Here is a 22,331-nt window from a genome sequence, read left to right as displayed (position 1 = left end):
CCGCCGGTTAACGATCAGTCCAGACGCGGATAGGCATCGGCGATCTTGTCGCCGGTGAAATGCGCCACCCAGCCTTCCGGGTTGTCGAACACCCGGATCGCGGTAAAGTGCGGCGCCGAGCCCATATCGAACCAGTGGCGGGTGTTGGCCGGCACTGAGATCAGATCGTTCTTTTCGCACAGGATCTGGAAGATCTTGCCGTCCAGATGCAGGCAAAACAGCCCCGCCCCTTCAACGAAAAAGCGCACTTCATCTTCGCCGTGCGTATGTTCGGACAGGAATTTTTCACGCAGCGCCTGGCGCTGTTCGTGGTCCGGTCGCATGCTGATCACGTCCCAGCTCTGGTAGCCCTTTTCCGCCACCAGCCGGTCGATCTCATGCTGGTAGGCGGCGATCACCGCCTCCGGCTGCGGATTGTCGCCCAGCTCGCGATCCGCCTGCCAACGCTCAAAGCGCACGCCGATCTGCGCCAGCTGGCGCTGGATTTCCTGCGCGTCGCGGCTCTGCCACAGCAGCTGCTGCGGCGCTGTATCACTGAAAATGGTCAATCCACTCATGAGACAAACTCCCCTAAATCGATGTGATCAAAACGGCTGACCTGTGGATGCCGGCTTTGTGCGTCCGCCTCATCGCGGATCAGCTGGCAGGTATGCCAGCCGGCGGCCTGCGCCGCGTCCAGCTCCTGGTGGATATCGGACAGGAACAGCAGTTCGTCGGGCGCGATGCCGATAGCCTGCGCAATGTTGCGGTACGACGCGGTTTCACGCTTGGCGCCGACGTGCGTGTCGAAATAGCCGCTAAACAGCGGCTGCAGATCGCCGGCGTCGCTGTGGCCGAACAGCAGCTTCTGCGCCTCCACCGAACCGGAGGAATAGACGTAAAGCTGCAGCCCCTGACGCTGCCAGGCGGCCAGCTGCCCCGCGACCTCCGGGTACAGATGCCCGCGGAAATCCCCTTCGCGATAGCCGCTACGCCAGATGATGCCCTGCAACGCCTTGAGCGCGGTGGATTTGCGGTCTTCATCCATAAAGCGGTACAGCGCGGCGATCAGAGCGTCGAGATCCGCCTGTGGCTGGTCAATTTCAGCGCGCAGCGCCGCCAGCGGCGCGGCGACTTCGCTCTCCGTGGCGTGACGGCGAACAAAATCCGCCAGCCGTTCACGGGCATAGGGAAACAGCACCTGATGCACGAAGCGAATATCGCTGGTGGTGCCTTCAATATCGGTCACGATAGCGCGGATCATTTCGCCTCCAGCAAACGACGTTGCAGTTCACACTGGAACAGGAATTCCAGCCCTTCGAGATGGCGGCGGGCTTCCGCCACCTGGCTTCCCCAGCAATAGAGACCGTGGCCGCGCACCAGAAAACCGTACTGCAGCGGCGTGACCTCGGCATAGGCCGCCACGCGCGCCGCCAGCCGGGGGATGTCCTGATCGTTATCGAAAATGGGAATCGCCACGCTGTCCAGGTGGCTGCGCTGGCCAGCGAGCGACTTTTGCATTTCGTACCCCTGCAGCACCAACGCATCGCCGCGTTCCACCCGCGACAACACGGTGGCGTTGACGGAATGGGTATGCAGCACCGCGCCAAGGTGCGGGTACAAGCGATAGAGCAGCGTATGCAGCCCGGTTTCCGCCGATGGCGTACGGCCGCTCGGCACGTGATTGTCAGCAATATCCACCCGCAGAAAATCGGCGGCGCTCAGGCTGCCTTTGTCTTTGCCGGATTCGGTGACCAGGCACTGGCGTTCGTCGAGGCGCAACGACATGTTGCCGCCGGTCGCCGGACACCAGCCTTTGTCGCCAATCCAGTGGCAGACCGCCAGTAATGCGGTAAGTTGCGGATTCTCCGTCATTGTTATCGTTTCCCGTTCGGTATAGCGGTCAGCAGGTGAGGCTTAGCCGGCTGCGCGACAGGCTAAGCACTTTTTCTCATTTAGCCATCTAAGCGTCTTGATTGCCAAATACTAGCATCGTGTTATATTGACGGCAATATAAGCGCCTGGAGTATTCACCTGCTATGAGCACTTCCGCATTGATTCCCGAAAGTAAACTGCCTGCCCTGGGCACCACCATCTTCACCCAGATGAGCGCGCTGGCGCAGCAGCATCAGGCGATCAACCTGTCGCAGGGCTTCCCCGATTTCGACGGGCCGGACTACCTGAAAGCACGCCTGGCCTGGCATGTCGCCCAGGGCGCCAACCAGTATGCACCGATGACCGGCGTGGCGGCGCTGCGCGAAGCCATCGCCGACAAAACTGCCGAGCTGTATGGCTGGCAGCCGGACGCCACCGCCGAAGTGACCGTCACCGCCGGCGCTACCGAAGCGCTGTTCGCCGCCATCACGGCGCTGGTGCGCCCCGGCGATGAGGTGGTCTGTTTCGATCCGAGCTACGACAGCTACGCGCCGGCGGTGACGCTGGCCGGCGGCGTACTCAAACGCCTCGCCCTGCAGCCGCCCGCGTTTGCCGTGGATTGGCAACGGTTCGCCGCCGCGCTGTCGCCGCGCACCCGCCTGGTGATCGTCAACACGCCGCACAACCCGTCCGCCACCGCCTGGCAGGCGGAAGACATGCAGCAGCTGTGGCACGCCATCGCCGAACGCGAAATCTACGTACTCAGCGACGAGGTTTACGAACATATCTGCTTCGCCAAAGGCGGCCACGCCAGCGTGTTGGCCCACCCGCAGCTGCGCCAACGCGCGATCGCGGTCTCCTCTTTCGGCAAAACCTTCCACATGACCGGCTGGAAAGTGGGTTACTGCGTGGCGCCCGCCGCGCTGAGCGCCGAGGTGCGCAAGGTGCATCAATACCTGACCTTTTCGGTCAATACTCCGGCGCAGTTGGCGCTGGCGGATAGCCTGCGCACCGAACCGGAGCACTGGCGACAGCTGCCGGCGTTCTATCGCGCCAAGCGCGATCGCTTTGTGCAGGCGCTGGCGAGCAGCCGACTGGAAATTTTACCCTGCGCCGGTACATACTTCTTGCTGGCGGACTACAGCGCCATCTCCGATCTGGACGATGTGGCGTTCTGCCATTGGTTAACTGAGCACGTGGGCGTGGCGGCCATTCCGCTGTCGGTCTTCTGTGCCGATCCTTTCCCTCATAAATTGATCCGGCTGTGCTTCGCTAAACAGGACGCCACGCTGGATGCAGCTGCGGAGCGGTTATGTCGACTTTAAAAATTACCCTGTTGCAGCAACCGCTGGTCTGGCGCGACGGCCTCGCTAACCTGGCCGCCTTCGACGCGTTGCTGGCGCCGATCGTCGGGCGCGATCTCATCGTCTTGCCGGAAATGTTCACCACCGGTTTTGCCATGGATGCCGGCGAGAGCGCCCTGCCCGAACAGCAGGTGATCGACTGGCTGCACGGCTGGGCGGTGAAAAGCCACGCGTTGATCGGCGGCAGCGTGGCGCTGAAAACCGCCGAAGGCGCGGTCAATCGCTTCCTGCTGGTGGAGCCGGGCGGCCAGGTGCATGCCTATGACAAACGCCATCTGTTCCGCATGGCCGGCGAACACCTGCACTACCAGGCCGGCAACCGGCGTGAAATCTTCGAGTGGCGCGGCTGGCGCATCCTGCCGCAGATCTGCTACGACCTGCGCTTCCCGGTCTGGGCGCGCTATCAGCAGGATTACGATCTGGCGCTGTACGTCGCCAACTGGCCGGCGCCGCGCAGCCGCCATTGGCAAACGCTGCTGGCGGCGCGGGCGATTGAAAATCAGGTGTATGTGGCGGGCTGCAACCGGGTGGGCGAAGACCCTAACGGCCTGAACTACAGCGGAGACAGCCTGATCATCAGCCCGCAGGGCGAGATCCTGGCGGATGCCGAGCCCGGCGCGGCCGCGCGGCTAGACGCCGAGCTGTCGCTGGAAAACCTGCAAAGTTACCGCAGCGCCTTCCCGGCCTGGCGCGACGCCGACAGCTTTCTGCGTCTTGACTGATTAAACGCGGTCCCAGCCGGCGATCGTCAGGCAATAGGCCTGGATCGCCAGCGCTACGTCCGCCTGCCGCACCGCTTCGGCCGGATGATGGCTGACGCCGCCGGCGCAACGCACAAACAGCATGCCGACCGGCCATTGCGCCGCCACGGCGATGGCGTCATGACCGGCGCCGCTCGGCAGCGCCAGACTCTGCCCCTGAACCTGCTCGACGGCAGCCTGCCAGCGGCGCTGCAGATCGCTATCGCAGGCGGTGGCGTCAATGCGGTAAAACTCCTCGCTGGCGAAGCGCGCTCCGCGGCGTGCGCAGATCGTCTGCGCCTGCGCCAGCAACATCTCCAACAGCGCCGCCAGCGGCGCATCCTGCGGGCCGCGCACGTCGAGCGTCAATCGCACTTCGCCCGGGATCACGTTGGCCGCGCCCGGCAGGCTCTCGATGCAGCCGACGGTGGCCACCAGATGCGGATCGGCGGCGCGGGTCAACGTTTCAACCGCCGTTATCCATTCCGCCGCGGCCGCCAGCGCGTCTTTGCGCTGCCCCATCGGCACCGTACCGGCATGCCCCGCATCCCCGCTAAAGACACAGTTAAGCCGACGTGCGCCGTTGATCGCCGTCACCACGCCCAGCGCCAGGTCGGCCGCCTCCAGACATGGGCCTTGTTCGATATGCAATTCCAGATAAGCGCGGATTTCCTGCGGCGCGCGGCGCGCCTGCGCGATCGCCGTCGGCTCCAGCCCAAAGTCGCGCATGGCCTGCGCGATGCTCACCCCATCCGCGTCAGTCTGCGCCAGCCATTCCTGCGGCCATTGGCCGGTCAAGCCGCGGCTGCCCAGCAACGTCACGCCAAAGCGAGCGCCCTCTTCGTCGGCAAAGCCGATCACCTCCAGCGCCAGCGGCAAACGGCGCCCCTGGCGGTGGTATTGCGCCACCGTTTCCAGCGCCGTGAGCACGCCGAGCATGCCGTCATAACGCCCGGCGTTGCGCACCGTGTCCAGATGCGAACCGAGCAGCAGCGCGGGGGCGCCGGGCGTTAGCCCTTCATAACGGCCACAGATATTGCCGACGCTGTCTTGCCACACCCGCATGCCGCTCTCGCGCATCCATTCGCCCACCAGAACGTTGGCGCGCCGATGTTCCGCAGACAAATAAAGACGCGTCAGTTTACCGGGCTCCGCGCTGATCGCCGCCAGCTCGTCACAGCGCGCCATCACCCGCGCGGCGGCTTGCTGCGCCTCCTGCGGCGTCATTCTGGCCGTCCTGCATCGTACAGCTTCCAGGCCGCCTGGAGGGCCTCCCCCTGTTGCGTGGCGAAGCCCAACCGGTTCAACACCGCCTCCAGCGCCGCCAGCGTTTGCAGCACGCAATCTTTGCGCGCGTTGTAGCCCATGGTGCCGATGCGCCAGATCTTGCCCTGCAGCGGGCCGAACGAGGTGCCGATTTCGATGGCGAAATCGTTCAGCATCATCTGCCGCACCTGCTCGCCGTGCACCTGCGGCGGGATCATCACGCCGAGCACGTTATTCATGCGGTGCTCGAGATCGCCGAACACCGCCAGCCCCATGCCTTGGATGCCCGCCAGCATCGCCGCGCCATGCAGCCGGTGGCGGGCAATGGCCTGATCCAGCCCTTCCTCGAGGATCACCCGCGCGCATTCTCGCGCCGCGAACAACATGCTGGTGGCTTCGGTATGGTGATTCAGGCGTTCCGGCCCCCAATAATCCATGATCATGCCGAGGTCGAAATAGTTGGAGTAGATCATCTCGTCGTCGCCGTCGGCATGTTCGGCGGTGCGGATCCCCTCCTCCACGCATTTGCGACGGCGCACGATCTCTTCAAACTGCGGGCTGAGGGTGACCGGCGAACTGCCGGAAGGGCCGCCCAGGCACTTCTGCAGCCCGGCGGAGACCGCATCCAGCCCCCAGGCGTCGGTCTCCAGCGGGTTGCCGCCAAAGGACGCCGTCGCATCGGTATAGAACAGCACGCCGTGGCGGCGACAGATATCGCCCAGCTCATGCAGCGGCTGCAGCATGGTGGTGGACGTGTCGCCCTGCACCGTCAGCAGCAGACGCGGGCGCACCCGCTTAATCGCGTCTTCGATGCGATCGGCGCTGAACACCTCGCCCCACGGCGCGTCGATCGTGTGTACCTCGGCGCGACAACGGCGGGCAATTTCGCACAGCAGATGTCCGAAGCGGCCGAATACCGGCACCAGCACCTTATCGCCCGGACGAATGGCAGAAACCAGCAGCGCCTCGATGCCGGCGCGCGAGGTGCCGTCCACCAGCATCGTCCAGCGGTTTTCGGTGCGGAACAGCGCGCGATACAGCGCCATGACCTGATTCATGTAACCGGTCATTGCCGGATCGTACTGGCCGATCAGTTGGCTCGACATGGCGCGCAGCACGCGCGGATCGGCGTTGATCGGCCCCGGCCCCATCAACAGGCGCGCCGGCGGGTTAATCTGTTCGAACTGCGGAGTAGTTAGCATGTTATTTCCTTACCAGCTTAATAACTTGTCATTTTATTTGCCGAGATCAGGCTTCTGACAACCCGCGCACAGAAGCGATAAACTGTTTCAATTCCTGCGTTTGCGGATTGGCGAACAGCGTGCGGCTATTTCCCTGCTCCCACACCTTGCCCTGGTGCATGAATACCACCCGGTCGCCCACCTCGCGGGCGAAGCTCATTTCATGAGTGACCAGAATCAGCGTCATGCCCTCTCGCGCCAACTGTTCCAGCACCTTCAGGACTTCACCCACCAGCTCGGGATCCAGCGCCGAGGTGATCTCATCGCACAGCAACACCTTCGGTTTCATCGCCAGCGCCCGAGCGATCGCCACCCGCTGCTGTTGCCCGCCGGAAAGGTTGGCCGGCGCGTAATGCATGCGCTCACCCAATCCCACCTTGTTCAGCATCTGTTCGGCCAACTCGCGGCACTCGGCAGCGCTTTTTTTCAGCACCCGGCGCGGCGCCAGCATCACGTTTTCCAGCGCCGTCATATGCGGGAACAGGTTAAAGTTCTGAAACACCATGCCAATCGAGCGGCTGATTTCACGCGCCTGCGAATCGCGTTCGGTGATGGTCATGCCGCCCAGTTTGATGCTCCCTTCCTGATACCCTTCCAGCCCGTTGATACAGCGCAATAGCGTGCTTTTACCAGACCCGCTGCGGCCGATGATCGAGACCACCTGTCCCATGTCGATATCCAGATCCACGCCCTTCAACACATGATTCTGACCGTAATATTTTTGAACCTGATTAATGGTGATGATCGGCATGGCATTTCTTCTCCAGATAATGGCTGTAACGCGACAAGGGATAGCACATCAGGAAATAGCCCAACGCGACCAGACCAAACACCTTGAAGGGCTGATAAGTCACATTGTTCAGCATGGTGCCGGCCTTGGTCAGCTCGACGAAGCCAATGATCGACGCCAAGGCGGTGCCCTTGATCACCTGAACCGAGAAACCGACGGTCGGCGCAATGGCGATACGCACCGCCTGCGGCGTGATGACGCGCATCAGCGTCTGCGCGAAACTCAGCCCGAGACAACGGGCTGCCTCCCACTGACCTTTCGGCAAGGCGGCGATGCTGCCGGACCAGATATCCACCAGAAAAGCGCTGGTGAATAGCGTCAGCGCCAGCGCGGCCGAGGTCCATGGGCTGACGTCGACGCCGAACAGCGCCAGACCGAAAAACGCTAAAAACAGCTGCATCAGCAGCGGCGTGCCCTGAAACAGTTCCGCGTAAACGCGGACAAAACGCATTGCCCAGCGGCGCTTGCTCAGGCGCATCAGCACCAGCGGCAGCGCCACCAGCGTGCCGCCGAAGAACGCCGTCAACGACAGCAGCAGCGTCCAGCGAGCCGCCAACAGCAGATTGCGCACGATGTCCCAATCGGTAAACGTCAGCATCAGTTTCGGCTCCCTAAAAAACGCCGCCCGGCGGCCAGCAACAGTTGACGCATCAACAGCGACAACAACAGATAAAGCAGCGCCGTCACCAGATAGACTTCAAAGCTGAGGAAGGTGCGCGACTGGATCAGGTTGGCGGCGAAGGTCAGCTCTTCGAACGAGACCTGCGACACCACCGAGGATCCCAGCATCACGATGATGCACTGGCTCACCAACGCCGGATAAATACGCTGCAGCGACGGCGGCAGTACGATGCGTAAAAAGGTCTGGCTGCGGCTGAGCCCCAACACGCGTCCCGCTTCCCACTGCCCCTTCGGCGTGACCTGAATGCCGGCGCGAATAATTTCGGTGCTGTAGGCGCCAAGGTTGATCACCATCGCCAGCAGCGCCGCCTGCCCGGCCGTCAGTTTCCAGCCCAGGCTCGGCAGGCCGAACACGATGAAGAACAACTGCACGACGAACGGCGTGTTGCGCACCACTTCGACGTAAACGCCCCAGAGGCGGCTCAGCGCGCCGGCCCGGCCGCTGCGGATCGCCGCGCCGCAAATGCCCAACGCAACCCCCATCAACGTCGCCAGCGCCGTCAGCGCCATCGTCGTCAGTAACCCCGCCAACAGCTCAGGCATGTAGGGCCAGAGCGCGGAGAAATTCAGCTGATAGGTCATCCGCCGCTCCCGTTATGCGCCAAAACCATCGGGCAGCGGCGCCTTCAACCATTTCTCCGACAGGCCATTCAGCGTCTTGTCCGCCAGCGCCTGTCCAATCAGCGCATCCACTGTGGCTTTCAAGGCCGGTTCTCCCTGGCGCAACCCCACGAAGCACGGCGAATCTTTCAACATGAACTTGGCGGCCGGCGCCTTGCCCGGATTCTGGCGCGCAAGGGCGCTCACCACCATGTTACCGGTGGCGATGTACTGCACCTGCCCGGAGAGATAGGCCGACAGCGTCGTGTTGTTATCCTCATAACGCTTGATCTGCGCCCCTTTAGGCGCGCCGTCGCTCAGCACCATATCCTCCACCGCGCCGCGCGTGACGCCGACGGTCTTGCCATCGAGCTGCGCCATGTTCGCCAACGCGCCGTCTTTCGGACCAAAGACCCCCAGGAAGAACGGCGCATAGGCGCGGCTGAAGGCGATGGTCTTTTCACGCTCCGGATTTTTGCCCAGGCTGGAGATCACCAGATCCACTTTATTGGTCTGCAGATAAGGCACCCGGTTGGCGCTGGTGACCGGCACCAACTGCAACTTAAGTTTCATCTTATCGGCCAGATAACGCGCCATATCGATGTCATAACCCTGGGGCTGCAGATCGGTGCCCACCGAGCCGAATGGCGGGAAATCCTGCGGCACCGCCACGCGCAGGACGCCGCGCTGCCGGATCTCCTGCAATTGATCCGCCATGGTCGGCGCGGCCTGCGCCAGCAAGGCGATCCCGGTGAAAACCGTCCACAGCGTTTTTTTGATGTTCATAGCGTATCCCCGATGGTGAAAAGATGAAACAAAAGATTCTTACACCACAACCTCTGCAACTAATGTGCCAATCGAAAATACGTCGAACCCATGCCTTAACTGGCGCTGATTAACGAGAAAAAACCTGCCGGCCTCAGCGGGCCGGCGACGGAGAAAGGGAAGGCAGGCAGGCCAGAGCTGCACCAAAAATGTGCATCAGCACCAAAAAAGCGCCGGTTAGCGCGGTTCCAGTTCGTCCAAATCCTGATACAGACCGGCAATATGATGAATACGCGATCGCCCCTGCTCCAACATCTCATGCAGCAGGGCGTTGCTGAGCAGGTTACATAAGCTCATGGCGGCTGAATAGCTGTCGAAGGCGGAGACGCTGTCCAGCGAGGCGGCCAAATGCCAGTCCGCCAGCGGGATCAGCGCCTGCGCCTGCGGTTCGCAGATCAACAGCGTCGGCACCCGGCGAGTTTGCAGCTGCGTCAGTATCGCCTTGAGCTGACGCGGCCGGCGCCGAAACGCCACCACCACCGCCATATCCTGCGGCGCGAGATCGACCAGCTCCTCCGCCAGCGTCTGGCCGGGCTGCGGCATCAGCAGCACCCGCTCCCGCACCTGCATCAGCTGCTGACGCAGATGCATGGCTATCGGATAGCTGTTGCGAAATCCCAGCAGCGCGACCCGCCGCGCCCGCGCCAGCGCGGCGATCACCGCGCCGAATTGCTCCACATCGAGATGGCTCACCCAGTGCGAGAGGTTAGCCATTTCCTGCTTGTAATGCCGCGCCAGCAGCGTATTGCCCTGCACCGCATGCCTCTCGTCGGTCACCGGCATGCCGCTCTGGCGCAGGGTGCGCAGCTCAGCGCGCATGTCCTTGTAGCTGCGATACCCCAACCGCTTGAACAGCCTGCTGACCGTGGCTTTAGAAACCCCGCTCAAGCGCGCCAGCTCGGCGCTGTTGTAACTGATCAGGTCATCGAAATGATCGAGGATAAAGTCGGCGACGCGCTGTTCCTGCGGCGCCAATTGCGGATATTCGTTGCGCAGGCGTTCATCGAAGGGCTGCATCATCACTCTCGCTGTAACTTTTGTTTCACCGGAACATAGCACGCCCCGGCCCCTCACTGACAAGCAATTAATCGTCCTGATTAAAAGTGGAACGCCTCTTGCTTCTGTTATCCAAACGCTCACCTCAGACAAGGGCAGAAACATGATTAACAGCAATACCGCGCCACAGGGCATGGCGGTCACGCCACACCATCTCGCCAGCGAAAGCGCGCTGGCGGTGCTGCGCGAAGGCGGCAACGCCATTGAGGCGATGGTGGCCGCCGCCGCGACCATCGCCGTGGTCTATCCGCACATGAACGGCATCGGCGGTGACGGTTTCTGGCTGATCGTGCCGCCGCAGGGCGAGCCGCTGACCATCGACGCCAGCGGCGCCGCCGGCTCGCTGGCGACGCCGGCGCTGTACGCCGGAGAAAGCCGCATCCCGCAGCGCGGCCCAAAAGCGGCGTTGACCGTGGCCGGCACCGTCGGCGGCTGGCAGGAGGCGTTGGCCTATTCGGCCGAACTGGGCGAAACGCCGCTGCCGCTGTCGCGGCTGCTCGCCGACGCCATACGCTACGCCGCCGACGGCATTCCGGTCACCGCCTCCCAAGAGGCGGCGACGCGCAGCAAACGCCACGAGCTGGAGGAGTTCGCCCCCTTCGCCCGCATTTACCTGCCGCAGGGAAAGATCCCGCTTGCCGGCCAACGATTCTGCCAACCGCAGCTGGCCGATACGCTGATCGCACTGAGTGAGGACGGGCTCGACAGTTTTTATCGCGGCCCGCTGGCTGAAAGCATGGCGGCGGACATGGCGATGTTGGGCATGCCGCTTACCGCTCAGGATCTGGCGAGTTATCGGCCATGCCGCCGTCCTCCGCTGCGCCTGGAACACCAAAAAGGTGAAATATTCAATCTGGCTCCCCCGACCCAAGGGCTGGTGTCGCTTGCCATTCTCGGGCTGACCGACCGCCTGCCGCTGGTCGGACAGAGCGAAGGCGCCGTGGTGCACGCCGTGGTCGAGGCCACCAAGCTGGCGTTCGATCTGCGCGACCGTTTCATCACCGATCCGCGCCACATGACGCAGGATCCGCAAGCGCTGCTGGCGGCCGACCATTTGGATAGGCTGGCCGGGCGCATCGACGGCCAAAAAGCGGCCGACTGGGGCCAGGGCAAAGGCCCCGGCGATACGGTCTGGATGGGGGTGATGGACAGCAGCGGGCTGGCGGTCTCCTTCATTCAGAGCATCTACCATGAATTCGGCAGCGGCGTGGTTCTGCCGAACAGCGGCGTCCTGTGGCAAAACCGCGGCGCCTCTTTCAGCCTGGACGCCGATCATCTGCTGGCGCTGGCGCCGGGCAAGCAGCCGTTCCATACGCTGAACCCGGCCGCCGCCCGGCTGTATGACGGACGCACGCTGATCTACGGCTCGATGGGCGGTGACGGCCAGCCACAGACTCAAGCGGCGTTATTCGTGCGGCATGTGGTGCAAGGGCTGCCGCTGCAGCAGGCGATCAGCGCGCCGCGCTGGCTGCTGGGGCGAACCTGGGGCGAAAGTTCGGACTCGTTGAAGCTGGAGGGGCGCTTTAACGCGGCGACCCTCGACTATCTGCGACAGCGCGGCCACGCCGTTGAACTGCTGCCGGCGTTCAGCGAAACGGTCGGCCATGCCGGCGCCATCGTACGCCACACCAACGGCATGTTCGAAGGCGCTTTCGATCCACGAAGCAACGGCAGCGCCGCCGGCTTCTGACTCTCTTGTTTATCGGGATCGCTTATGAACAATCAACACGCCGCCGATTGGGCGGCCTATATCCACCAGATGGAAACCGTGCTGGCCGTTGAACTGGACGATGTCCGCCGCCGGGAACTGTTGAAACAGATCGAACGCATCGCCGCGCTGGCCGAACCGCTGATGGCCTTACCGCTGGATCCGCGCCAGGAAATCGCAGGGGTATATCGCCCATGAACCCCTTAAGCGCCCTGTCGCTCGCCGAGATCCGTACGGCCCTTGAACGCGGCGCGCTCTCGGCGCGCGAGATCGTCCGGCATACGCTCGATCACATCGACCGTCAGAATCCCGCGCTGAACGCCTTTACGCACATCACCCGGGAACGCATGCAAAAAGAAGCCGATCGCCTCGACCGTTCGCGCGCGCTTGGGCAAACGCTGCCCGCTTTGGCCGGCATTCCCTATGCGGTAAAAAACCTGTTCGACGTCGCCGGTGAAACCACGCTGGCCGGCGCCCGCTTGTTCAGCGAGCGGCCACCGGCCGGCCGCGACGCCTGGGGCGTCTCCCGGCTGGCGGATCAAGGCGCGTTGCTTTGCGGCATGTTGAACATGGACGCCTACGCCTACGGTTTCACCACCGAGAACAGCCATTACGGCGCCACCCGAAACCCGCATGACCTCGGACGCATCGCCGGCGGCTCTTCGGGCGGCTCGGCCGCAGCGGTGGCTGCCGGCCTGGTGACCTTTTCGCTCGGCAGCGACACCAATGGCTCAATACGCGTGCCCGCCTCGCTGTGCGGCATTTATGGTCTGAAACCGACCTTCGGCCGTCTTTCGCGCAGCGGCAGCCAGCCGTTTGTCGACAGCCTGGATCACATCGGCCCGTTCGCCCGCCGGGTGCACGATCTCGCGACGGTGTATGACGCGATGCAGGGCATCGACGCCGGAGATCCGTTCCAGAGCGATCGGCCGATTACCCGCACCGAAACGTTGCTGACGCAGGGCAGCCAGAACCTGCGCTGCGCCGTGTTAGGCGGCTATTTCCTGCAATGGTGCAATGATGACGCCAAAGCCGCAGTCAACCAGGTGGCGCAAGCGCTGGCAGCCAGCGCCGAAGTCGAGCTGCCGCAGGCCGAGCTGGCTCGATCGGCGGCCTTTATCCTCAGCGCCTCAGAGGGCGGCCATCGCTATCTGCCGCAGTTGCGCAGCCAACCCGAACGCTTCGAGCCACTGTCGCGAGAACGACTGCTGGCCGGCGCCATGCTCCCCGCCACCTGGTATTTGCAGGCACAGCGCTTTCGTCACGCGTTTCGCCGGCAAGCCGCGCCGCTGTTCAAGCACTGGGACATTTTGATCGCCCCGGCGACGCCATGCAGCGCCACGCCGATCGGCCAGGAAACGATGCGCATCAACGGCGTCGATCTGCCGATCCGCGCCAGTATGGGCCTGCTGACGCAGCCGATTTCCTTCCTTGGCCTGCCGGTCGTGACGGTTCCTTTGAAAAGCGCGTCCGGTCTGCCGATCGGCCTGCAACTGATCGCCCCGCCGTGGCGCGAAGATTTGGCGCTGCGCGCCGCCTATGCGCTGGAATGCGCCGGCATCGCCACTTGCGTCTGCAAACAGGAGTAATCAATGAACAATGAACATATCGATCGGCCGGCGGTGCTGGCGGAGGTCAACGCCGCCTTTTACCGCTATGAGCAGGCGTTAATCAGCAATGACATCGATGTGCTGGACGAGTTGTTCTGGCACGACGCGCGCACGGTGCGCTATGGCGCCACCGAAAGCCTCTACGGTATCGACGAGATCCGCGATTTTCGTCAACGGCGCCCGGCCAACGGACTGGAGCGGCTGTTGGAAAACACCCAAATCACGACTTTTGGTGAAGATATGGCGGTGGCCAGCACGGAATTTCATCGGCCGGGCAGCAATCGCAGGGGGCGGCAAATGCAAACCTGGGTCAAACTGCCCTGTGGCTGGCGCATCGTAGCGGCGCACGTCAGCCTGCTCGACGCGCCTTAGCCTTCACAGGGCTCCAGGCGGTAGAACCCATGATGCAATCGCGCGGCGACAGCGGCCGACTCAGCACCAGTAGGCCATAAAGTTAACGGTAGCGCGGTCCAGATCGCGTTCGCCGATCAGATAACGGCGCAGGGTTTTCACCGCCGAAGACTCGGCCGCCACCCAGGCATAGAAAGCGTTGCCGCCCGCCGCCCGCTCCCACAACACCTCATCGCTCAGGCTGCTTTCCGCCAGAGACTGCGCTTGCGCGCACGCCGAAGCGGGAATATCCACCCGCTGGCGCACCGCTTCCACCAGCAACGTGCCGTGCGCCAACTGGCGGCCCACATCGCGCGGCAGCCAGTAAACCTCGGCGAACGGGAAGCGGGTCAAATCCAGGCAATCCCCCGCCTGCGGCACTTCGAAGAACGCCTGCACGCGCGGCGGATTGGTCTGCTGCGCCAATTGCTCCAGAATGCCCATCGCCGCCGGCACGGCCGTTTCATCGGCGATCAACAGCGCCTGCTGCAACTGCGCCGGCGGCGCCCATTCGTAGCCGCCGCTGTCGCCGTCGAAGTCAGCGTTGGGGGCGACGGTCTGGATGGCATCACCCGGCTCGGCGTGAGTCGCCCAGGCGGAGGCCGGGCCGTTCACGCCATGCAGCACGAACTCGACGTCCATCTGATTCTGCTCACGGCGCAGCGCACGCAGCGTATAAGTGCGCATCACCGGGCGTCGCTCTTTGGGGATCGCCATGTAATCGCCATACCAGTCCGGGCTATTGGCCAACTGCGGGATCTGGCCGTCCGCCGCCGGGAACAACAGTTTGATGCGCTGATCCGGCGCTTCCAACTTCATCCGATGAATATCCGCACCTTCAAACACGCAGCGCACCAGCGAAGGTGAAATCAGCGTTTTGCTTTTCAAGGTGATATCAAAAATTCTGTAGCTGGCGGACATGTTCTCGATTCTCCGGCAACGGCTGTCGCTTGAACGTATGGCCGATCGGCTGCCGTGTTGACGGCGTGGGTTGCTCGATCGCGCAGCGGGTAAAATGTTAATAAAACTAATTAATTACGTTAATGTATCGCAAAAAATCATATCATGATTTTATTGATAACAAGAAACGTTATTGATAAAAGAATCATTCTCAAAAAATAACGCAATAACAATATCACCTGGGAAATAAATAACGATGAAACGCAAACACCTTTGGGTTTTGAATCCTTGTCTGCTGGCGATGCTTGCGCCAACGGCTTGGGCAGAAGATCAGAAAGCCGGCGCCGAAGAGCAGATGGTGGTCTCCGCCAGCCGTTCACACCGCAGCACGGCGGAAATGGCGCAGACCACCTGGGTGATCGAAAGCCAGGAGATCGAACAGCAGGTTCAGGGCGGCAAAGAGATCAAGGACATGTTGGCGCAGCTGATCCCCGGCATGGACGTCAGCGGCCAGGGCCGCACCAACTATGGCATGAATATGCGCGGCCGCTCGATGATGGTGATGATTGACGGCGTGCGCCTGAATTCATCGCGCAGCGACAGCCGCCAGTTGGATTCGATCGATCCGTTCAATATCGATCATATCGAGGTGATTTCCGGCGCGACCTCGCTGTACGGCGGCGGCAGCACCGGCGGCCTGATCAATATCGTCACCAAAAAAGGACAACAGGAACAGCAGGTCGAGTTGCAGGTCGGCGGTAAAACCGGCTTTGGCGGCCATAACGATCACGACGAGAACGTGGCGGCGGCGGTCAGCGGCGGCAACGACAATGCCTCTGGGCGCCTGTCCGTTTCTTACCAGCGCTATGGCGACTGGTATGACGGCAAAGGCAATGAGGTATTGATCGACAATACCCAAACCGGCCTGCAGTATTCCGATCGCCTCGACGTGATGGGCACCGGCACCCTCAACATCGACGATCATCAACAGCTGCAGCTGACCACCCAATACTACAAAAGCCAATCCGACGGCGATCACGGCCTGTTCCTGGGAGAGAACTTTGCGGCGGTGACCGGCAATGCCAAGGCATATAACAGCGGTAACTTAAACTCCGATCGCATCCCCGGCACCGAACGACATCTCATCAACCTGCAGTATTCCAACACTGATTTCCTCGGCCAGGATTTGGTGGCGCAGGTCTACTACCGCGACGAAACGTTGACCTTCTACCCGTTCCCGACGCTGGCGGGCAAAGCGCCGAACTATTACGTCAGCAGCATTGGCGCTTCGCAGCAAAAAACCGATTTCTACGGTGGCAAGCTGACGTTAAACAGCAAACCTGTCGACGCACTGACGCTGACTTACGGCATTGACGCCGAGCATGAAAGCTTCAACGCCAACCAGCAGTTCTTCAACCTGGCGAAGGCTCAGCAGTCGGGCGGCATGACGCTGGAGAACGCTTACAGCACCGGCCGCTACCCGAGCTATACCACCAGCAACCTGGCGTCGTTCCTGCAGGCCAGCTACGACATCAACCCGATCTTCACCCTGAGCGGCGGCGTGCGTTATCAGTACACCGAAAACAAGATTGATGACTTCGTCGGTTATAACCAGCAGCAGGCAATCGCCACCGGCGCCGCGACGTCCGCCGACGCTATACCGGGCGGGAAAACCGACTACAACAACGCGCTGTTCAATGCCGGCCTGCTGGCGCACCTGACCGAGCGCCAGCAAACCTGGTTCAACTTCTCTCAGGGCTTTGAGATCCCGGATCCGGGCAAATATTACGGTAACGGCACCTACGCGTTGAACGGCGGACATTACCAGTTGCTGAAGAGTGTCAACGTCGGCGACTCCAAGCTGGAAGGCATCAAGGTCAATGCCTACGAGCTGGGCTGGCGCTATACCGACGATAACCTGCGCACGCAAATCGCCGCCTACTACTCGCTGTCCGACAAGAGCATCGCCATCAACAAAACCGACATGACCATTAACGTCAATGCGGATAAGCGGCGCATCTATGGACTGGAAGGGGCGGTGGACTACTTCTTTGAAGACAGCGACTGGAGCGCCGGCACCAACTTCAACGTTATCCGCTCCGAAACCAAGGTCAATGGCGAATGGAAGAAGCTGGTGGTCGATACCGCCAGCCCTTCGAAAGTCACCGCTTATGTCGGCTGGGCGCCGGGCGACTGGAATCTGCGTTTACAGTCGCAGCAAACCTTCGACGTGTCGGACGATGGCGATTACACCAAGGCCAATTCCACCCAGGGCCGCAAAATCGATGGCTACAACACCCTCGATTTCCTCGGCAGCTATACCCTGCCGGTAGGGAAAATCAGCTTCAGCGTGGAAAACTTGCTGGACAAGGAATACACCACCGTTTGGGGCCAACGCGCGCCGATCCTGTACAGCCCGACCTACGGATCGCCTGAGCTGTACAGCTATAAAGGCCGCGGACGCACCTTCGGCTTGAACTATTCGGTGTTATTCTGAGAATAAGGGGCCGGTCTGCCGGCCCCGTTCATTGGGCCGCGCCGTTTTTCAGAGAACGGAAACGACGAAGCCCTGAGTTATCGCTAACTCAGGGCTTCTGAATAGTGGCGGAACGGACGGGGCTCGAACCCGCGACCCCCTGCGTGACAGGCAGGTATTCTAACCAACTGAACTACCGCTCCGCGCCATTCCCTCTTGCGGGGGAACGAGGCGCATATTACGGACGCCTCTCGGTTCCGTCAACGCCTTTTTCTCCGCAAATGAACCGTTTGCACAGTTTTTCAACGAAGATTCATCCGGTGAGGTTTTTTCACGCAAAAACGCCGTTATTCCGCCGGCGCTCCGCGCCACAGGCAGCTACCGCCCTTCTTCGCCACCAGATCCAGACGCGCCTCATGCGCCTTCACTTCTTCGTCGCTGGCGTAGACCACTTTCATCGCCGTCGCCGGGCGGACAATGCGCTGTATTTCTTGCGCGGCGTCATTTTGCTGGGTATCCCCCTCCATCTGGAACGCTATCGAGGTCTGACCGCCGGTCATCGCCAGATAAACTTCCGCCAGGATCTCGGCATCGAGCAATGCGCCGTGCAGCGTACGCTTGCTGTTGTCTATCTCATAACGGCTGCACAAGGCATCGAGGTTGTTGCGCTTGCCCGGGAACAGGCGACGCGCCATCAACAGGCTGTCGGTGATGGTGCAGAAGGTCTCGGTCTTCGGGATGCCCTGCTGCAACATGCGGAATTCGTGATCCATAAAGCCGATATCGAACGCCGCGTTATGGATCACCAGCTCGCCGCCGCGGATAAAGTCGAGGAATTCCTCGGCAACCTGATCGAAGGTCGGCTTGTCGGCCAGGAAGTCGTCGCTGATGCCGTGTACGCCGTAGGCTTCCGGATCCACCAGCCGATCCGGCTTGATGTATACGTGGAAGTTGCGCCCGGTCAGGCGGCGGTTAATCACCTCCACCGCACCGATTTCGATGATGCGGTGCCCTTCGTAGTGCACCCCAAGCTTGTTCATACCGGTAGTTTCGGTATCGAGGACAATCTGTCTGGTGGTTGTAGAGATCATATTGCAGTGCTCACAGCGCTCGTTTATGTCAGACTTGGCTTTTATAAAACTGATAGGAAGAGTCTACCAGAGATGCTCAAACAGGTAGAAATTTTCACCGACGGCTCCTGCCTTGGCAACCCCGGCCCCGGTGGCTACGGCGCGATACTGCGCTATAAGCAGACGGAAAAAACCTTCAGCGAAGGATTCCGTCTGACCACCAATAACCGCATGGAAATGATGGCGGCGATCGTGGCGCTGGAAGCGCTGACCGTGCCCTGCGCCGTGACGCTCAGCACCGACAGCCAGTACGTGCGCCAGGGCATCACCAGTTGGATCCATAACTGGAAGAAACGCGGTTGGAAAACCGCCGACAAAAAACCGGTCAAAAATGTCGATCTGTGGCAGCGGCTGGATCAGGCCATTCAGCGCCACGAGGTGAAATGGGAATGGGTCAAGGGCCACGCCGGCCATCCGGAGAACGAACGTTGTGACGTGCTGGCGCGCGAAGCGGCCGGTAAACCGACGCAGGAAGACGTCGGTTACCAACCGGAAGCCTAAGGCAGCTTGCGATAGCTCTTGGTCGCGCCCACCGCGCGGCTGAGAGACGGCTTTCTCGCCCCCAGTTTCATCGGCGTAGGCGTCAGCGGCAAGGTGCGCTTACGCGCCACAATCACGCTCATGCAGCCCAGCGCCGGCAAATGGGTGCATAAAAATTTGCCGCCCTTGCGGTGCCACGGCAGTACGTGAAAACGCGCCTGGTGCAACACCTCGTAATTCAGCAGGCTGAGCCAATCCAGCAGCCGCATCTGGGTAAACATGCGGCTGACATAGGGCTGGCGACGACGCAACCCGGGCGCCAGCTTGCCCAACCCCAGCAGGCTGAACGGATTGAAACTGCTGATGACCAACCAGCCGTCGTCGATCAACACCCTGTCCACCTCACGCAGCATGCGGTGCGGATCGTCCGCATAGGACAGCGTATGCGCCAACAGGCAGGCATCTACCGACTTGGCGGCAAACGGCAGTTGATAAGCGTCGGCGACCACCTGCAGCCCCTCCCCCTCCAGCCCTACGTTAACCTGATGGGAGATTGCGCATTTATCCGTGGCTAGCTCGGCGCTGAGCATGCCCATCTTCAACAGATGGAAACCGAACAGCTTGGGCCACCAGGGTTGCAACTGCCGCTCGAGCGCTTCACGATAATACTCCCCCCACGGCAGCTCAGCCCAGGACTGCGGGCCGGTGAGCTTTTGTAGAGTATGGGCTGGTTTCATGATTTATTATCTTCTTTCAAGCCGTTGCCAACGAGAGGTACACCATGAATCTTATCAGCATTCCCGCCTTCCAGGACAATTACATTTGGTTATTGGATGACCGGCAGGGGCGCTGCATTATCGTCGATCCGGGTGAAGCGCGGCCGGTGCTCGAGGCGCTGCAGCGCCTGCAACTGGCGCCGTCGGCGATCCTGCTGACCCACCACCACCACGATCACGTCGGTGGCGTGGCGCAGATTGTCGCGCAGTACCCTGGCCTGGCCGTCTATGGGCCGCAGGAAACCGCGGACAAAGGCGCCAACCACATCGTCCATGACGGCGATACCTTTGATATCGATGGCCGCCAATACAGGACTATCGCCGTTCCCGGCCATACGCTGGGCCATGTGGCATTCTATAGTGCCCCTTATCTGTTCTGCGGCGACACCATTTTCTCCGCTGGCTGCGGCAGGCTGTTTGAAGGTACCGCCAAACAAATGTACGACTCATTTCAACAACTCGCGCAACTTCCCGATAACACCTTAATTTGCTGCGCGCATGAATATACTCTTTCAAATCTTAAGTTTGCGCGGGCTATTTTGCCGGAAGATCGAGAGATTGAAACATATCAACAACATGTTGAAGCGTTAAGGGCAAAAGGCCAAGCCAGCGTGCCGACTACATTGCAATTAGAGCGCAAAATTAACCTGTTTTTACGTTGCCATGACACTGATTTACAAAAGAAATTAGGCTTTAATTCACCAGCGAAAAGCCTTCATTCAGTTTTTTCCGAATTACGCCTGCGGAAAGATAACTTCTAAGCTTTTAGTTGTGTTATTTGGCGAAGCAAAGTATTATTGCTCGTCTTTTAAGCAACTACATTGACACACACATGAAGGCTAAAGCGATATTTCTCGCCTCGGTCTTGCTAGTGGGTTGCCAGTCGTCCAGGCAGGACGCACCGGCGCCAGAACAGCATGCACAGAGTTTGTCTTCGGCTGGTCAAGATGGTGAAGCAGGAGAGTACACAGCAAATGGCCGAGCGAGCTCGGCGCGGTGGTTGGATAACAACAGTCCCGCCGCGCAACAGGACCTGTGGAACTTCATTAGCGACGAGCTGAAGATGGAGGTTCCGGAAAATTCCCGGATCCGTGATCAGAAAAGAAAGTACTTAAAAAGTAAGAGCTATCTCCACGATGTAACATTACGGGCAGAGCCGTACATGTACTGGATAGTCGGGCAGATTAAGAAACGTAATATGCCGATGGAACTGGTACTGCTACCCATAGTGGAGAGCGCTTTTGACCCACACGCCACGTCAAGTGCCAACGCCGCAGGGCTATGGCAAATCGTGCCGCAAACGGGTCGCAATTATGGTTTGAAAAACAATCAGTGGTATGACGGCCGACGCGATGTCGTCGCCTCGACAACCGCTGCGCTTAACATGATGCAGCGCTTGAACCGCATGTTTAACGGCGACTGGTTACTGACCGTAGCCGCCTATAACAGTGGTGAAGGCCGCGTGATGCAAGCGGTGAAGGCAAACAAACGCCAGGGTAAGCCAACCAATTTCTGGGCATTGTCGCTTCCGCGTGAAACGTCAATCTATGTCCCGAAAATGCTGGCGCTGAGCGACATCATCAAGAACAGTAAGAAGTACGGCGTGAAACTCCCGAAAACGGATGAAACCCGTGCGCTGGCGCGTATCGATGTCGGACAGCAGATCCAGCTGACTCAGGCGGCTGAGATGGCAGGGCTTTCAGTCACCAAGATGAAAGCGTATAACCCAGGCTACAAAAAAGGCGTTACGGCACCCAACGGGCCCCATTACATCATGGTTCCCAAAGGACATGCCGAGCAACTGAAAGACTCGCTGGCCGATGGCCAGATCGCCGTGACTCAGCCAACGACGCAGTTGGCGAAGAACAGCGGTTTGACCGGTGGCAGTTCGTATAAAGTGCGCTCCGGCGACACCTTATCGGGCATTGCCAAGCGGCTGAACGTTAAGACCAGCGATTTGCAGAGTTGGAACAACTTACGCGCCAAGAGCGCCATAAAAGTTGGGCAAACCCTGCAAGTGGCCAGCAATACTGGCAGTAACAGCAGTATCACCTACCAGGTTCGTAAAGGTGATTCGCTCGCCAGTATCGCACGTCGTCACGGCGTCGATATTAACGACGTGATGCGTTGGAATTCAACGCTCGCCAAAGGCAACCTGCAGCCAGGTCTGAAGCTGACCCTGTTTGTCGGCAACAAGCTAACGCCGGATACTTAAATGTTCGGCACAAAAAAAGCACCCTTCGGGGTGCTTTTTTATTGTAAGCCTTAAACCACCTCCTAAGGAGGTGGTGATTGAACCTGTGAGGCTCTAGCCTGAAGGAAACACATGCCGGAATATTCCAGCTTACTCACCACAAGTAAGAAGGAAATCACCAACATGGGTTTATACAGGAGTTCATCACATGTGTTCTGGCGTTGCAAATACCACCTGGTGTGGACGCCGA

The 22,331-nt window shown here is 60.6% G+C and carries 23 protein-coding genes, 1 tRNA gene and 1 pseudogene; 11 read left to right on the top strand and 14 right to left on the bottom strand.

The genetic code is table 11. The annotated features are described in order from the left end of the window. Positions 1–14 precede the first annotated feature (14 nt). Genes ACJ8OK_RS22240 through ACJ8OK_RS22230 form a run of 3 tightly spaced genes read right to left on the bottom strand, consistent with a single transcriptional unit; the run spans position 15 to position 1,854 of the window. The gene (locus ACJ8OK_RS22240) at positions 15–557 is read right to left on the bottom strand and encodes a 1,2-dihydroxy-3-keto-5-methylthiopentene dioxygenase (RefSeq protein ID WP_442531048.1); all 543 of its coding nucleotides are present in this window, start codon (positions 555–557) and stop codon (positions 15–17) included. Continuing rightward, positions 554–1,243, bottom strand: coding sequence for an acireductone synthase (gene mtnC / locus ACJ8OK_RS22235; protein WP_021505012.1), 690 nt, complete (start codon positions 1,241–1,243; stop codon positions 554–556). Before mtnC ends, ACJ8OK_RS22240 begins: the two co-directional genes overlap by 4 nt. Then, positions 1,240–1,854, bottom strand: coding sequence for a methylthioribulose 1-phosphate dehydratase (locus ACJ8OK_RS22230; RefSeq protein ID WP_033634104.1), 615 nt, complete (start codon positions 1,852–1,854; stop codon positions 1,240–1,242). The genes mtnC and ACJ8OK_RS22230 overlap by 4 nt, the downstream gene beginning before the upstream one ends. A 164-nt stretch (positions 1,855–2,018) precedes the next feature. Here ACJ8OK_RS22230 and ACJ8OK_RS22225 point away from each other — a divergent pair, with 164 nt between their 5' ends. Continuing rightward, a complete protein-coding gene (locus ACJ8OK_RS22225) occupies positions 2,019–3,179 on the top strand; it encodes a pyridoxal phosphate-dependent aminotransferase (RefSeq protein ID WP_048326838.1) in 1,161 nt (386 codons plus the stop codon). Continuing rightward, on the top strand, positions 3,167–3,940 hold the full coding sequence (locus ACJ8OK_RS22220) for an amidohydrolase (RefSeq protein WP_033634107.1): 774 nt from the start codon (positions 3,167–3,169) through the stop codon (positions 3,938–3,940). The genes ACJ8OK_RS22225 and ACJ8OK_RS22220 overlap by 13 nt, the downstream gene beginning before the upstream one ends. Here the strand turns inward: ACJ8OK_RS22220 and hpxK are convergent, their stop codons facing one another. From hpxK to ACJ8OK_RS22185, 7 genes are all read right to left on the bottom strand, one after another. Beyond that, positions 3,941–5,185: an allantoate amidohydrolase gene (gene hpxK / locus ACJ8OK_RS22215; RefSeq protein WP_060558620.1), complete on the bottom strand. Its 1,245-nt coding sequence runs from the start codon at positions 5,183–5,185 to the stop codon at positions 3,941–3,943. It lies immediately after the preceding gene. After that, positions 5,182–6,426: a pyridoxal-phosphate-dependent aminotransferase family protein gene (locus ACJ8OK_RS22210; protein ID WP_033634109.1), complete on the bottom strand. Its 1,245-nt coding sequence runs from the start codon at positions 6,424–6,426 to the stop codon at positions 5,182–5,184. The genes hpxK and ACJ8OK_RS22210 overlap by 4 nt, the downstream gene beginning before the upstream one ends. Positions 6,427–6,472: 46 nt before the next feature. Then, entirely contained in the window at positions 6,473–7,216 is a 744-nt protein-coding gene (locus ACJ8OK_RS22205) for an amino acid ABC transporter ATP-binding protein (protein WP_033634110.1), read from the bottom strand. Beyond that, positions 7,197–7,853, bottom strand: a complete 657-nt coding sequence (locus ACJ8OK_RS22200) for an amino acid ABC transporter permease (RefSeq protein WP_060558617.1) — start codon at positions 7,851–7,853, stop codon at positions 7,197–7,199. Before ACJ8OK_RS22200 ends, ACJ8OK_RS22205 begins: the two co-directional genes overlap by 20 nt. Next, entirely contained in the window at positions 7,853–8,518 is a 666-nt protein-coding gene (locus ACJ8OK_RS22195) for an amino acid ABC transporter permease (protein WP_033634112.1), read from the bottom strand. Before ACJ8OK_RS22195 ends, ACJ8OK_RS22200 begins: the two co-directional genes overlap by 1 nt. Before the next feature lie 12 nt (positions 8,519–8,530). After that, positions 8,531–9,322: a transporter substrate-binding domain-containing protein gene (locus ACJ8OK_RS22190; RefSeq protein WP_033634113.1), complete on the bottom strand. Its 792-nt coding sequence runs from the start codon at positions 9,320–9,322 to the stop codon at positions 8,531–8,533. Between the two features lie 216 nt (positions 9,323–9,538). Continuing rightward, positions 9,539–10,378 carry a MurR/RpiR family transcriptional regulator gene (locus ACJ8OK_RS22185; protein WP_033634154.1) on the bottom strand — a complete coding sequence of 280 codons (840 nt, stop codon included), beginning with the start codon at positions 10,376–10,378 and terminating at the stop codon, positions 9,539–9,541. Positions 10,379–10,520: 142 nt separating this feature from the next. On the opposite strand from ACJ8OK_RS22185, the gene ACJ8OK_RS22180 reads away from it, so the two are divergent. From ACJ8OK_RS22180 to hpxZ, 4 genes are read left to right on the top strand one after another with little or no spacing between them, the layout of a single operon-like run. After that, the gene (locus ACJ8OK_RS22180; protein WP_033634114.1) at positions 10,521–12,107 is read left to right on the top strand and encodes a gamma-glutamyltransferase family protein; all 1,587 of its coding nucleotides are present in this window, start codon (positions 10,521–10,523) and stop codon (positions 12,105–12,107) included. A 24-nt stretch (positions 12,108–12,131) separates the two neighbouring features. Next, positions 12,132–12,323 (top strand): oxalurate catabolism protein HpxX, encoded by a 192-nt coding sequence (hpxX, locus tag ACJ8OK_RS22175; RefSeq protein ID WP_033634115.1) that lies wholly within the window; start codon positions 12,132–12,134, stop codon positions 12,321–12,323. Continuing rightward, positions 12,320–13,714: an AtzE family amidohydrolase gene (locus ACJ8OK_RS22170; RefSeq protein WP_049277497.1), complete on the top strand. Its 1,395-nt coding sequence runs from the start codon at positions 12,320–12,322 to the stop codon at positions 13,712–13,714. The genes hpxX and ACJ8OK_RS22170 overlap by 4 nt, the downstream gene beginning before the upstream one ends. Positions 13,715–13,717: 3 nt before the next feature. Continuing rightward, a complete protein-coding gene (gene hpxZ, locus ACJ8OK_RS22165; RefSeq protein ID WP_033634117.1) occupies positions 13,718–14,107 on the top strand; it encodes an oxalurate catabolism protein HpxZ in 390 nt (129 codons plus the stop codon). A 60-nt stretch (positions 14,108–14,167) separates the two neighbouring features. Here hpxZ and ACJ8OK_RS22160 read toward each other — a convergent pair whose 3' ends face one another. Then, positions 14,168–15,046: a siderophore-interacting protein gene (locus tag ACJ8OK_RS22160; protein ID WP_004930199.1), complete on the bottom strand. Its 879-nt coding sequence runs from the start codon at positions 15,044–15,046 to the stop codon at positions 14,168–14,170. A gap of 235 nt (positions 15,047–15,281) precedes the next feature. On the opposite strand from ACJ8OK_RS22160, the gene ACJ8OK_RS22155 reads away from it, so the two are divergent. Next, entirely contained in the window at positions 15,282–17,522 is a 2,241-nt protein-coding gene (locus ACJ8OK_RS22155; protein WP_442531047.1) for a TonB-dependent siderophore receptor, read from the top strand. 105 nt (positions 17,523–17,627) lie between these two features. Here ACJ8OK_RS22155 and ACJ8OK_RS22150 read toward each other — a convergent pair. Together ACJ8OK_RS22150 and dnaQ are read right to left on the bottom strand one after the other, a co-directional pair. Beyond that, positions 17,628–17,704, bottom strand: a tRNA-Asp gene (locus ACJ8OK_RS22150). Positions 17,705–17,848: 144 nt separating this feature from the next. Then, on the bottom strand, positions 17,849–18,592 hold the full coding sequence (gene dnaQ, locus ACJ8OK_RS22145; RefSeq protein WP_004930195.1) for a DNA polymerase III subunit epsilon: 744 nt from the start codon (positions 18,590–18,592) through the stop codon (positions 17,849–17,851). Positions 18,593–18,664: 72 nt separating this feature from the next. Between dnaQ and rnhA the strand changes: the two genes are divergently transcribed. After that, complete coding sequence (gene rnhA / locus ACJ8OK_RS22140; RefSeq protein WP_004930193.1) at positions 18,665–19,132, top strand: ribonuclease HI; 468 nt, start codon at positions 18,665–18,667, stop codon at positions 19,130–19,132. Here rnhA and ACJ8OK_RS22135 read toward each other — a convergent pair. After that, on the bottom strand, positions 19,129–19,848 hold the full coding sequence (locus ACJ8OK_RS22135) for a class I SAM-dependent methyltransferase (protein ID WP_004930191.1): 720 nt from the start codon (positions 19,846–19,848) through the stop codon (positions 19,129–19,131). The genes rnhA and ACJ8OK_RS22135 overlap by 4 nt on opposite strands. A gap of 44 nt (positions 19,849–19,892) precedes the next feature. On the opposite strand from ACJ8OK_RS22135, the gene gloB reads away from it, so the two are divergent. The 3 genes and pseudogenes from gloB to ACJ8OK_RS22120 all read left to right on the top strand — a co-directional run. Next, complete coding sequence (gene gloB / locus ACJ8OK_RS22130; protein ID WP_442531046.1) at positions 19,893–20,648, top strand: hydroxyacylglutathione hydrolase; 756 nt, start codon at positions 19,893–19,895, stop codon at positions 20,646–20,648. Positions 20,649–20,719: 71 nt separating this feature from the next. Next, on the top strand, positions 20,720–22,102 hold the full coding sequence (gene mltD / locus ACJ8OK_RS22125; RefSeq protein ID WP_004930188.1) for a murein transglycosylase D: 1,383 nt from the start codon (positions 20,720–20,722) through the stop codon (positions 22,100–22,102). A gap of 162 nt (positions 22,103–22,264) precedes the next feature. Next, positions 22,265–22,331, top strand: a pseudogene (locus ACJ8OK_RS22120) (IS200/IS605 family transposase); the annotation flags it as partial.

Source organism: Serratia sp. CY71090, assembly GCF_052166845.1.
Taxonomy (GTDB): domain Bacteria; phylum Pseudomonadota; class Gammaproteobacteria; order Enterobacterales; family Enterobacteriaceae; genus Serratia; species Serratia nematodiphila.
This window is presented reverse-complemented; position numbering and strand designations above follow the sequence as displayed.

Bases quoted from the DNA above. Each gene is read 5' to 3' on its own strand.
- ACJ8OK_RS22220 (WP_033634107.1), top strand. From the start codon at position 3,167: ATGTCGACTTTAAAAATTACCCTGTTGCAGCAACCGCTGGTCTGGCGC.
- mtnC (WP_021505012.1), bottom strand. From the start codon at position 1,243: ATGATCCGCGCTATCGTGACCGATATTGAAGGCACCACCAGCGATATT.
- ACJ8OK_RS22230 (WP_033634104.1), bottom strand. From the start codon at position 1,854: ATGACGGAGAATCCGCAACTTACCGCATTACTGGCGGTCTGCCACTGG.
- ACJ8OK_RS22200 (WP_060558617.1), bottom strand. From the start codon at position 7,853: ATGCTGACGTTTACCGATTGGGACATCGTGCGCAATCTGCTGTTGGCG.
- rnhA (WP_004930193.1), top strand. From the start codon at position 18,665: ATGCTCAAACAGGTAGAAATTTTCACCGACGGCTCCTGCCTTGGCAAC.
- ACJ8OK_RS22155 (WP_442531047.1), top strand. From the start codon at position 15,282: ATGAAACGCAAACACCTTTGGGTTTTGAATCCTTGTCTGCTGGCGATG.
- gloB (WP_442531046.1), top strand. From the start codon at position 19,893: ATGAATCTTATCAGCATTCCCGCCTTCCAGGACAATTACATTTGGTTA.
- ACJ8OK_RS22190 (WP_033634113.1), bottom strand. From the start codon at position 9,322: ATGAACATCAAAAAAACGCTGTGGACGGTTTTCACCGGGATCGCCTTG.
- hpxX (WP_033634115.1), top strand. From the start codon at position 12,132: ATGAACAATCAACACGCCGCCGATTGGGCGGCCTATATCCACCAGATG.
- ACJ8OK_RS22225 (WP_048326838.1), top strand. From the start codon at position 2,019: ATGAGCACTTCCGCATTGATTCCCGAAAGTAAACTGCCTGCCCTGGGC.
- ACJ8OK_RS22180 (WP_033634114.1), top strand. From the start codon at position 10,521: ATGATTAACAGCAATACCGCGCCACAGGGCATGGCGGTCACGCCACAC.
- hpxZ (WP_033634117.1), top strand. From the start codon at position 13,718: ATGAACAATGAACATATCGATCGGCCGGCGGTGCTGGCGGAGGTCAAC.
- ACJ8OK_RS22205 (WP_033634110.1), bottom strand. From the start codon at position 7,216: ATGCCGATCATCACCATTAATCAGGTTCAAAAATATTACGGTCAGAAT.
- ACJ8OK_RS22135 (WP_004930191.1), bottom strand. From the start codon at position 19,848: ATGAAACCAGCCCATACTCTACAAAAGCTCACCGGCCCGCAGTCCTGG.
- ACJ8OK_RS22210 (WP_033634109.1), bottom strand. From the start codon at position 6,426: ATGCTAACTACTCCGCAGTTCGAACAGATTAACCCGCCGGCGCGCCTG.
- ACJ8OK_RS22195 (WP_033634112.1), bottom strand. From the start codon at position 8,518: ATGACCTATCAGCTGAATTTCTCCGCGCTCTGGCCCTACATGCCTGAG.
- ACJ8OK_RS22160 (WP_004930199.1), bottom strand. From the start codon at position 15,046: ATGTCCGCCAGCTACAGAATTTTTGATATCACCTTGAAAAGCAAAACG.
- ACJ8OK_RS22185 (WP_033634154.1), bottom strand. From the start codon at position 10,378: ATGCAGCCCTTCGATGAACGCCTGCGCAACGAATATCCGCAATTGGCG.
- mltD (WP_004930188.1), top strand. From the start codon at position 20,720: ATGAAGGCTAAAGCGATATTTCTCGCCTCGGTCTTGCTAGTGGGTTGC.
- ACJ8OK_RS22240 (WP_442531048.1), bottom strand. From the start codon at position 557: ATGAGTGGATTGACCATTTTCAGTGATACAGCGCCGCAGCAGCTGCTG.
- ACJ8OK_RS22170 (WP_049277497.1), top strand. From the start codon at position 12,320: ATGAACCCCTTAAGCGCCCTGTCGCTCGCCGAGATCCGTACGGCCCTT.
- dnaQ (WP_004930195.1), bottom strand. From the start codon at position 18,592: ATGATCTCTACAACCACCAGACAGATTGTCCTCGATACCGAAACTACC.
- hpxK (WP_060558620.1), bottom strand. From the start codon at position 5,185: ATGACGCCGCAGGAGGCGCAGCAAGCCGCCGCGCGGGTGATGGCGCGC.